Annotated in this window: 15 protein-coding genes; 8 read left to right on the top strand and 7 right to left on the bottom strand. The window is 40.5% G+C overall.

Features of this window, described 5'->3' with window-relative positions:
- The first annotated feature begins 132 nt into the window (after nt 1–132).
- A complete protein-coding gene (locus H6G75_RS31830) occupies nt 133–828 on the top strand; it encodes a hypothetical protein (RefSeq protein ID WP_190983861.1) in 696 nt (231 codons plus the stop codon).
- A gap of 7 nt (nt 829–835) precedes the next feature.
- Here H6G75_RS31830 and H6G75_RS31825 read toward each other — a convergent pair whose 3' ends face one another.
- Nucleotides 836–1,405, bottom strand: coding sequence for a Uma2 family endonuclease (locus tag H6G75_RS31825; protein ID WP_190983860.1), 570 nt, complete (start codon nt 1,403–1,405; stop codon nt 836–838).
- 6 nt (nt 1,406–1,411) lie between these two features.
- On the opposite strand from H6G75_RS31825, the gene H6G75_RS31820 reads away from it, so the two are divergent.
- The 3 genes from H6G75_RS31820 to H6G75_RS31810 all read left to right on the top strand — a co-directional run bounded on the left by H6G75_RS31820 (nt 1,412) and on the right by H6G75_RS31810 (nt 4,269).
- Complete coding sequence (locus tag H6G75_RS31820) at nt 1,412–2,485, top strand: ABC transporter permease (RefSeq protein ID WP_190983859.1); 1,074 nt, start codon at nt 1,412–1,414, stop codon at nt 2,483–2,485.
- 126 nt (nt 2,486–2,611) lie between these two features.
- The gene (locus tag H6G75_RS31815; RefSeq protein WP_190983858.1) at nt 2,612–3,550 is read left to right on the top strand and encodes an ABC transporter permease; all 939 of its coding nucleotides are present in this window, start codon (nt 2,612–2,614) and stop codon (nt 3,548–3,550) included.
- Between the two features lie 323 nt (nt 3,551–3,873).
- On the top strand, nt 3,874–4,269 hold the full coding sequence (locus tag H6G75_RS31810; RefSeq protein ID WP_190983857.1) for a PleD family two-component system response regulator: 396 nt from the start codon (nt 3,874–3,876) through the stop codon (nt 4,267–4,269).
- Here the strand turns inward: H6G75_RS31810 and H6G75_RS31805 are convergent.
- The 4 genes from H6G75_RS31805 to H6G75_RS31790 all read right to left on the bottom strand — a co-directional run bounded on the left by H6G75_RS31805 (nt 4,238) and on the right by H6G75_RS31790 (nt 8,212).
- Complete coding sequence (locus tag H6G75_RS31805; protein WP_190983856.1) at nt 4,238–4,642, bottom strand: DUF2294 domain-containing protein; 405 nt, start codon at nt 4,640–4,642, stop codon at nt 4,238–4,240. The genes H6G75_RS31810 and H6G75_RS31805 overlap by 32 nt on opposite strands.
- Nucleotides 4,643–4,869: 227 nt before the next feature.
- Nucleotides 4,870–5,505, bottom strand: coding sequence for a uracil phosphoribosyltransferase (upp, locus tag H6G75_RS31800; protein ID WP_190589537.1), 636 nt, complete (start codon nt 5,503–5,505; stop codon nt 4,870–4,872).
- A 73-nt stretch (nt 5,506–5,578) separates the two neighbouring features.
- Nucleotides 5,579–6,781, bottom strand: coding sequence for a URC4/urg3 family protein (locus tag H6G75_RS31795; protein ID WP_190983855.1), 1,203 nt, complete (start codon nt 6,779–6,781; stop codon nt 5,579–5,581).
- Nucleotides 6,782–6,952: 171 nt separating this feature from the next.
- A complete protein-coding gene (locus H6G75_RS31790; RefSeq protein WP_190983863.1) occupies nt 6,953–8,212 on the bottom strand; it encodes a GTP cyclohydrolase II in 1,260 nt (419 codons plus the stop codon).
- Nucleotides 8,213–8,704: 492 nt separating this feature from the next.
- On the opposite strand from H6G75_RS31790, the gene H6G75_RS31785 reads away from it, so the two are divergent.
- The 4 genes from H6G75_RS31785 to H6G75_RS31770 all read left to right on the top strand — a co-directional run bounded on the left by H6G75_RS31785 (nt 8,705) and on the right by H6G75_RS31770 (nt 12,078).
- Complete coding sequence (locus tag H6G75_RS31785) at nt 8,705–9,175, top strand: tetratricopeptide repeat protein (RefSeq protein WP_062296112.1); 471 nt, start codon at nt 8,705–8,707, stop codon at nt 9,173–9,175.
- A gap of 30 nt (nt 9,176–9,205) precedes the next feature.
- A complete protein-coding gene (locus H6G75_RS31780) occupies nt 9,206–10,270 on the top strand; it encodes an ABC transporter substrate-binding protein (RefSeq protein WP_190983854.1) in 1,065 nt (354 codons plus the stop codon).
- A gap of 137 nt (nt 10,271–10,407) precedes the next feature.
- Nucleotides 10,408–11,160, top strand: coding sequence for an ABC transporter ATP-binding protein (locus tag H6G75_RS31775; RefSeq protein ID WP_190983853.1), 753 nt, complete (start codon nt 10,408–10,410; stop codon nt 11,158–11,160).
- Between the two features lie 102 nt (nt 11,161–11,262).
- Nucleotides 11,263–12,078, top strand: a complete 816-nt coding sequence (locus H6G75_RS31770; RefSeq protein ID WP_190983852.1) for an ABC transporter permease — start codon at nt 11,263–11,265, stop codon at nt 12,076–12,078.
- 14 nt (nt 12,079–12,092) lie between these two features.
- Here the strand turns inward: H6G75_RS31770 and H6G75_RS33710 are convergent, their stop codons facing one another.
- Nucleotides 12,093–12,224, bottom strand: coding sequence for a hypothetical protein (locus H6G75_RS33710; protein WP_277884126.1), 132 nt, complete (start codon nt 12,222–12,224; stop codon nt 12,093–12,095).
- Nucleotides 12,202–12,438 (bottom strand): hypothetical protein, encoded by a 237-nt coding sequence (locus H6G75_RS31765; RefSeq protein WP_190983862.1) that lies wholly within the window; start codon nt 12,436–12,438, stop codon nt 12,202–12,204. Before H6G75_RS31765 ends, H6G75_RS33710 begins: the two co-directional genes overlap by 23 nt.
- Nucleotides 12,439–12,606: the final 168 nt, after the last annotated feature.

Below are 12,606 nucleotides of genomic sequence, written 5' to 3'. Positions count from 1 at the left end.
TCTATAAATTCTTGTAGTTCTATGATCGCGGCTTGTAGATGCTGACTTATCATTGTTCGCTGTTAGACAGATATCTTTCTCCGTATTATCTCGCAGTTTTTTTCAGAAATCAAATATGATTCCTATAGTTACTTGATAAATAAATATAATCTAGAGCTAGATAAAGCTTTTCAAAAAACTTTTAAAATAGAATTGCCAGAAGTTATAAATACAAATCATCATATATTAATTGTTGCTTCTGAAATAGATAGTAGCTCTGAAAGAATTATTAATTATTTATCAGACAGTCATGGTGTTAGTATTAATGCGGTAACTTTTCAGTACTTCCGTAGTGAAGATGGTACAGAATTACTAGCAAGGGTATTTTTAATTGAACCAAATCAGGTAGAAGAGAATACACAGCGACAAAATAATTCTAAAAGACAGCCGAATTTATCTTATGCAGAGCTTGAAGAAATTGCTAAGAGACATGGTTTAGAAAAAATATATTTTGAACTTTATACTAATTTAGTAGATAAATATTTTACAGTTGTTTCAACAACAAGAAGTTCATTAAGCTTGAAAAAAGGTAGCAAAACTATATTTACTTTAATTCCTGTAGAAAGTAGTGCTGGAAAAGGTCTAAAGTTCCGTATATATACGACAAGATTCGCAGAATGTATAGGCATAAATATAGAAGAGATAATAGGTTTATTACCTACATCAAAATATGCTTGGGAAAATTATCCTGGTGCTACACTTGATTGGTCTGGACATGAAGGATTCTTCTATAGCTTAGATGAAGTAAATCAATTTATTACAGGATTAAATAAATTAACTCAAAAATAACTTGATTTTAAATATCAAAACTCACACCTTCATAAATCAAATCAATTCCACAGCTAAAATCAACACTTTCGATAATGATATCTTCACCAATAGTATAGGGAGAGTATAGCCACATTCTGCCCTCTCCGCGACGATAAAATTCTACGCTGATTTTTTCCGATTCCACTAAGATATATTCTTGTAAACTTGGCATATTACGATAAAAAGCAAACTTTTCGCCTCTATCTTTTGCTTCTGTCCCAGGAGAAAGAACTTCTACAATTATCTTTGGATATTGGATAAATTTGCGAGCATTTAAATCTCGTGAATCACAACTGACTACGACATCAGGATAGTAGTATGGACTGTTAAGATTTACCTGTACCTTGACATCGGCAACGTTGATGCGACAACCTCTAGCACGTAAATGAGGATACAATGCTCGGTAGATGTTCAAGGCAATATCATTGTGAAGAATTGTACCGCCAGTCATGGCAAAAACTTCGCCATTAACGTATTCATAGCGGTAGTCTTGTAGAGGTTCCCAATCGAGATATTGCTCGATGCTCATTTTTTGAGGTTGAGGGTTGGCAATCATAACATCATGACCAAAATAAATCGCATTCAATCCCTGCTACCAATCCTATCACCGCTAATTGCAATTACCTCTGCCCTGATGGTTGGTGCTATTCTCATCATCTTTGCAGGCGCAAATCCTATCACCGCATACACAGCCTTATTTCAAGAGTCACTTGCCAATTACTTTGGTTTTGGTAACACCCTCACCAAAATGACACCGCTATTATTTACCAGTTTAGGAGTGTTAGTTGCATTAAAGGCTGGTCAATTTAATATCGGTGGTGAAGGACAAATTTATCTGGGTGCGTTGGGAAGTGCTTTAATTGGTCTATATGTGCAAAAATTACCCGGAATTATTCACATTCCCTTGGCTTTGTGCGCCGGATTTATTTTTGGTGCAGTTTGGGGATGGATACCCGGTTATTTGAAAGCTGTGCGGGGAGTGAATGAAGTTATTACAACTTTGCTGCTGAATTATATTGCGGTGAATTTGGTTAGCTATTTGGTACAAAATCCTTTAAAAGCACCAGCCGCACCTAGTCCTTATTCACCTTTAATTGCCAAGTCTGCCCAGTTACCAATTATTTTACCGGGGAGTCTTGCCCATGCGGGAATTATCTTGGCGTTAATAGCAGCAATTATATTATGGGTTTTGTTAGGGCGATCGCCTCTAGGATACCAAATCACCGCCGTAGGATTAAACCCGATTGCTGCTCGTTATGCGGGTATGTCGGTGGAACGCACCATTATGTTAGTTATGGCGTTAGCTGGTGGTTTAGCTGGGTTAGCAGGTGCAACTGAAGTGATGGGGTTAAAATATCGCTTATTTGAACAAGTTTCTCCTGGTTATGGTTTTGATGCGATCGCGATCGCTTTCTTGAGTCGCGGTAATATTGGCGGTGTAGTGCTAACTTCTTTATTTTTCGCCGCCTTGCGTAGTGGCGCAAATGTGATGCAACGTAGCGCCGGAGTTCCAGTTACTGTAGTTTATGCTATTCAAGGTTTGACTGTATTATTTATTGCTATTAGTCTGGCTGTGGAAACAAGAGTCAGAGTTATGGAGAGGTTACAGGTTACAGGTGATAGGTTACAGGGTTAAAAGACTTTTATGTAGCGGTAGTCAGATATGTTAGGACAATTTTAAAGCTTGAAGCCAGGGCTAGTAAGACTTTTTCTCCTGCCTTCTGCTATAAATTTTCAAGTCTGCATAGTCGTTAATTATTTAATGAATAACCTCAACTTCTTCTCTGATTACCTAGTCGCCAGTTTACACCTCGCTGTCCCTCTAGCTTTTGCATCTTTAGGCGGATTATATTCGGAACGTTCGGGGGTGTTAAATATTGCCTTAGAAGGAATGTTGCTGACTGGGGCTTTTACTAGTGCAGTGGCAACTTTCTACACTGAGAATGTTTGGGCGGGTGTGCTTGCGGCTATTATAGCTGGGGGTGTGGTGGGTTTACTCCACGCTTTTTTATGTGTCACGTTAAAAGTTGATCAGTTAGTGTCGGGGTTAGCAATTAATTTAGTGGCTGGTGGGTTAACTGCGTTTTTCGCGCGGTTGGTGTTTAGTGGTGCTAGTACCCAAAGATTACCAGGAATTACACCTCTCATCATTCCAGGTTTGGCAAATATCCCGGTGTTGGGCGTGTTATTGTTTCAGCAAGATATTCTTGTCTATTTACTATTATTTTTAATTGCTATTAGTGTATATGTTTTATTTCATACCAGCTTTGGTTTAACTTTGCGGGCGGTGGGGGAATATCCCCAAGCGGCGGTGACGGCTGGGATATCAGTTGCAATGGTGCGTTACTGTGCGGTAGTGCTGGGTGGTTGTTTGGCGAGTTTAGGCGGTGCATATTTAGCCTTAGTGCAGATTCGATTTTTTACTGAAGGGATGAGTGCAGGTAGAGGTTTTATTGCGATCGCTGCTTTAATTTTTGGTAGATGGCATCCTATAGGTAGTGCTTTGGCTTGTTTATTGTTTGGTGCGACGGAAGCTTTACAGTTACGTATCCAGGCTTTGGGTGCGAATATTCCTTACCAGTTTCTAGTTATGTTACCTTATGCGATCGCTTTATTTGCATTGTTGGGATTAGCTGGTAAAGCTACACCACCAAAGGCTTTAGGCGTTAATTATTTTCCCGAAAATCACCAAGGACAATAAATTCTATAACAGTGGTTAGAAAATTTGATACTTATTACAGTTGCATATCACCCTAGAAAAAATGTAGACTTTTAATCATGATGTTTGCTTGATATTGCCCCTAGCTTGCCATTGTCTACCCTTAACTTCAGCATAGACAATCAACCTAGTGAGTCATACACGAGCTAGTCCATTTCGAGCCGCATATAGCCCCGTAAAGAGAACCTCGTCAACCGTCAAATATTTACGAAAGAACATAACCTCACTATTGATGAGGTCGTGTTCACCGTGAAAATGCAAAATTTCGGGTAGGTAGTCTTTAATTTAAAGGTGACTTGTTGTTTATGAAAGGACAGCCACTAATATTAGTTGTAGAAGAAAATATCTACAATTTAGAACGCTTAAATTATCATCTCAAATCATCACATTATTCTTGTATTTGTGCCAAACAAGGAATCAAAGCCTTGATACTCACACAAACACATCAACCTGATTTAATTATCTTAGATATGATGATTTCTGATATTACTAGTGGTCAGGTGATTGCTCATATCAAACAAGATAAAAAAACTGCTAACATTCCAATTATTGCAGTTATCCCTTGGTACCTGGAAAAAAACTCTGAACGCCTCTTTTTAACAGGTACAGATGCTTATCTGACAAAACCCTATAATTTCCATAAACTAGATACAGTGTTATCTGGTCATTTCACTCAGCTAAATTCTTCAAATTTGCTTTAGGGATAGACTCAGGATTTCGCACTTCTGGTAACTGTTGTAAAAATACAATGATCGCAGTTCTGCCTGTGGCTAGATTTGTATTAGTCATCAAGTCTATTATTGGCTTGCCAATAAGTTCTTCTAGTAAATTTTGTAGTTGAGTTTTAATAGTTTTATCTAAAGATAAGCGGATTTGTTCAGCTAAATTTTCATACCCACCAGATATTAATTTTAACTCAACAAGAGAAGCTGATTTCTCTAAGGAAATCACCAATTCTGTATCAAAAAAATGACATACAACTTGGCTAGGGCGATGCCCTATTTGTTCATAATAGAAAGCACTAATTCTCTGTGCAATTTCTCTTTCAAGTTGTCCAATAGTAGGGTATGACATTTGCAAAGAACTATCTGTATACAAACAACTTAAGATTTTGTTGGTTTTCTAAATAGTTATTGACACATAAAAAATAGTAAGTATCAAAATACCCAAGGTATACAGAAATTTAACTACTACAGACACACAATAATAAATAAGCTGATTGGTTGTTCTCTGCCGCAAGATATATTTAGGGAGGATCAAAACATGGGAATAGTCAGCCCATAAGGAAGTAAAAATCCTAGTTATTTTGTGCCGAATAAGCGATCGCCTGCGTCACCCAAACCTGGAATAATATAACCATGTTCATCTAAATACTCATCAATAGCAGCAGTGTAAACCTGTACATCAGGATGAACGGTGCAGAAATGTTGTAACCCTTCTGGGGCTGCTAATAAGCAAACAAACTTCATTGATAACGGGTTAGTGGATTTTAGCCTGTCTACAGCTGCAACAGCAGAATTTCCCGTGGCTAACATTGGGTCAACAATAATCATGTCCCGTTGTTCAACATCGTGGGGAACTTTGAAATAATATTCAATCGGAATTAAGGTTTTAGGGTCGCGGTATAAACCAATATGACCAACTCTGGCTGATGGCATTAACTCCAACATACCATCTAAAATCCCCTGTCCTGCCCGCATGATAGACACTAACACCAGCTTTTTATCTGGTGCAAGCACAGGCGCATTCATTGGGGCGAGGGGTGTTTTAATCTCTTCGTATTTTAAAGGTAAATTGCGCGTTACTTCATACCCTAACAACAGACTAATTTCTTTGAGGAGATTGCGAAATTTTGTCGTGCTAGTTTCAGCCTTCCGCATCAAAGTTAGTTTATGTTGAATTAATGGATGGTCGATAACGGTGACTTGATTTTGCATTTTAGTTATTAGTTATTGGTCATTGGTCATTAGTTATTTCCACAAAAGACAAAGGACGAATGACTAATGACTATTAAAATACTGTCCCATCGCTGTTGATTTGGATAGGGGGTTGACCGCCTTTTCTGAGTTCTGCGGCAATTTTGCGTCCGGCTGTCCAGGTTCCGCCTTGGAGAATTTTTACTAAAGGGAGTTCTGTAACACTCATTCCTAACTTTTCGCGGATGGTAGCGGCAATTTCATCTAATAAAATTACAGTTAAAGCCCGCCATTCAATGATTAATTCGGAATCAACAGAATGAGATGAATGCAAAATATTTGGGTCTTTCAGCTTAATTAATCCTAAATCAAGACATAAGCCACCATTCCGATATTCTGGTAATCCAGTGAGTTCATCTAAATCAGTAATAGTTAAACCTAGTTCTTGTAATGGTTCTAATAAAGAATATGTCAACCATTGGGAAAGTTTGTGAAATGGTACTAACCCATCATCACTAACAGCAGAATGTTGCCAAACATCACCAAGATTAACACCAGCAATGGTTAATCTTCCCGGCCAAATATCACTCAACCCTTCAAGTACAGCACTGAATACTGTTGTTGCTGCTAACTGCCCATTTTGGGATTTACTCACAAGATAATTCACTAAATTACCTGGGCGCGGGTTTTCTTCGCCAAACAAATGAGGGAAAGCAATTACGACTCGCCCCAATCTCTGTAATAATTGCGATCGCCCACTAATTCCCACCAATGAATTTTCTACACTAACCTGAAACCCTGTTGCTAATTCTGCCTCAGTTAACCTGAGTAATTTCAAAGCATCCACTTGCGGCGAACCTGAAAGCGAAAACGCCCCTTCACAAAACATATCGAAACTAGCGATAGCCAACCCTTCAGAACGTCCCAAACTCAAGCCCGTTGACTGTTCACGATAACGCCAACTTTCTCCCGCCCCCGCATCTAACAACACACTCACAATTGCCAAATCAAACTTCGCAATGGCTTGTTGTAAAGGCGTTAGTCTCGCTAACAAATTATCTAACTTTGCTAAACGCGGTATACCCTGCGCCTCAAAATGTCGCCACCGACTATGAAAGGGAATATTTAAATTGGGATACTTACCCCGCATCACCTCAATAACATAATCTGCCACTTGTCCCAACTGCGACAAATCACAAGTAAAGTAACGCGACTTCCCCTCATTCACCAGCGCCAAAATTTTCCCACACCTTTCTCTTATCGCCCTGGGCGAACGAAGATACTCAATTTTTTCCACCCTTCACCCCTGTAATGCCATAAATTCTGAGGGGTTACGAGATCCCCGACTTCTTTTGAGAAGTCGGGGATCTGAACACTCTCACGCCTTAAAATTAACGGACGGGCTAGAAGCCCAGCCCACAAGAAAGTCATAATGCAACGCCACTTTTCAGACTTCAGACTTCAGATTTCACAATTCCAAATAACGTCCCTTCACTTCCGCCAAACCATCCGTATCTAATACATCCCCCGTAGTGTAATAACCCGCAGCCTTCTTCGCTTCAATTTCCACCCGCGCATCTTGGGGAATCAAATCTTCCGGTATCGCAATGCGTTCAACAATTTCAATTCCAGACTGAGTAATAGCGTTGAATTTCATATTACTCATCGACACCATGCGGTCAATGCGGGTAATTCCCAGCCAATGTAACACATCGGGCATGAGTTCTTGAAAGCGCATATCTTGAACACCAGCGACGCACTCTGTCCGGGCAAAATAGGCATCAGCGCGATCGCCTCCTTCCTGACGCTTCCGGGCGTTGTATACTAAGAACTTCGTCACCTCGCCCAAAGCCCGGCCTTCTTTGCGACAGTAGACAATAATTCCCGCCCCACCTTCCTGGGCAGTTTGGACACATACTTCAATGCCGTGGACTAAATAAGGGCGACAGGTACAAATATCTGAACCAAAGACATCAGAACCATTACACTCATCATGTACCCGCACAGCCACAGGTTTATTCGGGTCGGTAATTGCGGTGATATCCCCCACAATATATACAGTTAAACCCCCAATGGGCGGTAAAAATACTTCTAAATCAGAACGTGTTACTAGTTCGGGGAACATCCCCCCAGTTTGTTCAAACAAGGCGCGGCGTAAATCGCCTTCAGTAATACCAAAGCGTTTAGCAACTCCAGGTAAATACCACACTGGTTCAATGGCTGCTTTCGTCACCACCAAGTCACCACCAGCTTTCATGATTTGCCCATCCACCTGCAAGCGTCCTTTCGCCACCGCCTCTTGCAGTTCTGGCATATTGATATGTGCCTTGGTGATGGCAATTGTCGGGCGGATATCGTAACCCTGCTGTAAATAAGCAGAAAAAACTTCTGGTGCGATCGCTCCCAAGGGATCAAGTGAGACAATTTTATCAGGGTCAGCCCAGCTAGGATGGGGGCCGATCTGCTCAATTGGGGAAGTATTGGTTAAATCAGCACGGTGGTCTGTTTGTAAAGCGCCACTCGCCACCGCTAAAGCTCGATAAATCGCGTATCCGCCCGAATGAGTCCCAATTACATTGCGATGGCCTTGGTTCGTCAACGTTGCAATTACCGGGCCGCGTTCCATTGGTTCACTTCCGCCCCAGTTAATAGGTATTGGCTTGGGGCCGAAACGACTTGGATGTGATGTTAAAACAATATGCCGGGAAACACTATTTGGCTTTGGCATAGTCATAAAATTTTAGATTTTAGATTTGAGATTTTGGATTTGCCCCACAGTTAAATTAGGGCTGGAGAATGCTAAAGTTGGGATTTTTGCTTGATGTCAGAGAAAAATCTATATTCTAGAGGATTTAAGAACTAAATTAAGTCGGTGAGAAAAAAGCAAACTATGTTAAGAAAGGCAAAATTAAGCTAAATCCTCCTGCCTCCTTAACGTAATGTTTTTATGACTTATTAGTAACTCAGTATTTGTCAAGTATCTTGAGTAAGTTTTCTGTTTTTGATGTGCGGTTTCTGAATGATTAATTATTTACAACTCTATTATGTAGAGTTTCGTATTTGTCAGTATTGGTTAATACAATTACTAACATAAAATTTGCTGTTTATTCATAGTAATGTAGAAAAAATTTAAAGATGGCATTAAATGTCACTGAGGAGATAATTTTGTGCGAAAGTTATTAATAAGGTAAAAACACTAATCTCGAAATCTCTCAAATTCATGGATTCTTTATCTATTAATTCTTTACTTGAAGATTTGAAGAACCCTAATGCTTCTGTCCGGGAAAAAGCAACCAAGAAACTGTGGCGGATCTGGTTTCAGCAAAAGGGAATTCATGGTCTGGAAAAAATCGACAAAAGCCAAAAACTGCTAGATGCAGGTAAAACCACGGAAGCGGAATCACTGTTGACTAAACTTATCCAAGAACAGCCTGATTTTGCCGAAGCTTGGAATCGCCGTGCTTTTCTGTACTACAGTCTCGGTAAATATAAAGAATCTCTGGCAGACTGTCAGATGGTGATTCAAATCAACCCAGTGCATTTTGGCGCACTGCATGGTATGGGTTTATGCTATGCAGCTATTGGTCAGTATGTGGATGCAATTAAAGCCTTTAAACGTGCTTTAGCAATTCAACCTTATTCTTTAGTCAATCAAAAACTGATTTTAGAATGTACACTCAGACTCAGTTAAAACATCAGTCTGATTACATTCTTTGGTCTTATGAATCCGTTACCACCCACAACAACAGTGATTCATCGCTTTAGTCGCCGCCAGTTTATTCAGTATGGTTCCATCTGTATGGGTAGCGGCTTGCTTGCTGCTTGCACCAACAGTAACCAACCAGCTAATTCAAGTTCACAGTTAGATAAAGTCAGCTTTGGGACAAACTGGTATGCACAAGCAGAACATGGCGGATTTTACCAAGCGATCGCAACTGGTATTTACCAAAAGCATGGTCTAGATGTCACCATTAAAATGGGTGGCCCACAAGTACCAAGCGGCACTCAGTTGTTAGTCGGGGGTGCAGTTGACTTTTTTATGGGGTATGGCATCGATGCCATTAACGCCATTGCCCAAGGAATCCCCAAAATTACCGTCGCGGCCATCTTCCAAAAAGACCCGCAATGTCTGATATCCCATCCCAACCCAGCAATTCAAAGCCTTGCCGACCTCAAAGGCAAACCAATTTATATCTCAGCAGCAGCAAACGTCACATATTGGCCAGTACTGAAAGTCAAGTATGGTTTTACCGACGACCAAAAACGCCCCTACAACTTTAATCCCGCCCCCTTCCTGGCAGATAAAACCTCAGCACAGCAAGGTTACATCACCTCAGAACCCTACGCCATTGAAAAACAAGGCGGGTTTAAACCAACAGTCTTTTTACTAGCAGATTACGGTTACACTACCTACGCCACAACCATTGAAACCAAAAAAGAACTAGTAGAAAAAAAACCCGATTTAGTCCAGCGATTTGTTGACGCTTCGATTAAAGGTTGGTACAGCTACCTGGAAAATCCCCAACCCGGAAACCAACTCATCAAAAAAGATAACCCCGAAATGACCGATGACCAACTAGCATACGGCATTCAAAAACTCAAAGAATATGGGATTATTACTTCTGGGACTGCCGAAAAGCAAGGTGTTGGGGCAATGAGTGAGGAACGCTGGAAGGCACTCTACGATAGTCTGGTAACGGCTGGAGTTTACAAACCCAATGTTAACTACAAAGATGCCTTCACCTTGCAATTCGTCAATAAAGGCATAGAGTATTACAGCAGGTGATAGGTTACAGGTTACAGGTTACAGGTGATAGGTTATGGGACTTCCGCAAGAACCCTCTCAAACTCTTATAACTTTGCGTCCTACCCTGCGGGAAGCCGCTATCGCGTCTATGCGTCCTTTGCGGTTCGTTCACAAGAATGAATAATCATCCGACGATTACACTAAGTCACATCAGTAAGGTCTACGCTAACGGCACTGTTGCCTTACAAGACCTAAACTTAGCAATTCCCGAAGCGCAATTTATCAGCTTAGTAGGTGCTTCGGGATGCGGTAAAAGTACAGTATTGCGATTAATAGCCGGATTAGGTAAAGTTAGTTCCGGTAACATCAATTGGGGCATACCTCAAGCAGCGCGAAAATTAGCCTTTGTCTTTCAAGATGCCGCCCTGATGCCCTGGGCAACAGTCAGAGAAAACATCCGCCTACCGCTAAAATTGGCGGGAGTACCCAAGCAAGATGCCCAAAATTTAGTCCAGCAAGCCTTAGCATTAGTCGGACTGACAAATTTTGCCGATAGTTATCCCCGCCAATTATCTGGGGGAATGAAAATGCGTGTTTCCATAGCTAGGGCGTTAGTGACTCAACCCAACATTCTATTAATGGATGAACCCTTTGGGGCTTTAGATGAAATTACCCGCAGTCGGCTGAACAGCGATTTATTAGATTTGTGGCAGAAATATCACTGGACTGTGGTGTTTGTCACTCATAATATTTACGAGGCGGTGTATTTATCGAATCGCGTCTTAGTGATGGGTACAAATCCTGGGCGGGTGGTGGCAGATATCGAAATTGATGTGCCTTATCCCCGTGATGAAGAGTTTCGGACATCATTGCTATATAACGAATATTGCCGCAAGGTTTCCCGTTGTTTAGCGGAAGCTATAAATTAAGGTGGTCATTTGTCCATTGACATTTGTCATTGGTAAGGTTTTTAGACATATTTATGTTTCATAACCTAGTTTTGCTGATTCCCGTGACTTACATAATTAACGATGAAGATTTTTGATAAGAAGACACAAAGTAAGTTGATTTCTGCTGAGGCTTTAGCACCTGTTGTAGTTGGGGTGTTAGTGTTACTGTTGTGGGATATTTTGGTACGAGTCACTAATTTACCGCCTTATATTTTGCCTGGGCCGTTATTAGTATTGCAAACACTAATTGCCGATTGGAATGAGTTATTTTCTTCGTTATTAATTACGTTACAAATTACGGTGGTGGCTTTTATTGCGGCTGTGGTTTCTGGCTTATTAATGGCGATTTTATTTACCCAAAGTAAGTGGATAGAAAAAAGTTTATTTCCCTATACCGTCATTTTACAGACAACGCCGATAGTAGCGATCGCACCCCTGATCATCCTCTGGTTCAAAAACAACACCTTCGCCGCCCTTGTAGTCTGTGCTTGGATAGTTGCATTTTTCCCCATCGTCTCTAACACTACTCTGGGACTCAACAGCGTTGACCGCAACTTACTCAACCTCTTTCAACTCTACAAAGCTTCACGCTGGCAAACTCTTTGGTATCTGCGTTTACCCAGTGCTATGCCTTATTTCTTAGGCGGGTTAAAAATTAGCGGTGGTTTAGCCTTAATAGGTGCTGTCGTCGCAGAATTTGTCGCCGGGACTGGTGGGGCAAAATCCGGCATTGCCTACCGTATCCTGATTTCTAGCTATAACCTGCAAATTCCGCGAATGTTTGCCGCCTTATTTCTCACCACTGGCTTGGGTGTATTAATATTTGTCAGCCTCAGTTATCTATCAGATTTTATATTAAGTAAATGGCACGAAAGCGCCGTGAAATATGAAAATTAGTATATACAGTAGTCTTAATTTAAAGACAAGGGAGACAAGGGAGAGAGATATTTATAAGCCTTGAGAATTGCGATCGCTTTTACTAGTCTGCTAATGTACAAACTCATCTGCGTCCATCGGCGTTTAATTACTCTTGTTTTTTTCATTAGCGATTTCTTGTTTAATTTCCTCCCAAGCAATCAGAGTATTATTTTCAACATTACTCTTTGCAGCATAATAGGCTTGTAAATCATTTTCTTCTGCTTCATCTTCGATTTTTTGCAATAGAGCGTAAATCTCATCTAGAGTACTATCATAAGCTTGATGCAAAAGTACATTGATTGCTTTGATTAATTGTTCACGTTCTTGTTCAGTTTTCATTTTCATATTTAGTTGCTCACAACAATGATGCTAACTTAATTGGCTCTCCCAGAGTAGCTATGCTAGAATAGCATGAATAAAATCAGTATAATTCAATAGAATTAGCAGTAATTGGTGGCAAAAGCCCAAGTAGGGAAAGAGTTATACAAGCAATTGGCAATATAAACA

Source organism: Nostoc sp. FACHB-280, from assembly GCF_014697615.1.
Classification (GTDB): domain Bacteria; phylum Cyanobacteriota; class Cyanobacteriia; order Cyanobacteriales; family Nostocaceae; genus Nostoc_B.
The sequence above is the reverse complement of the archived record's forward strand: the minus strand, read 5'-3'. Positions and strand labels throughout refer to the sequence as shown.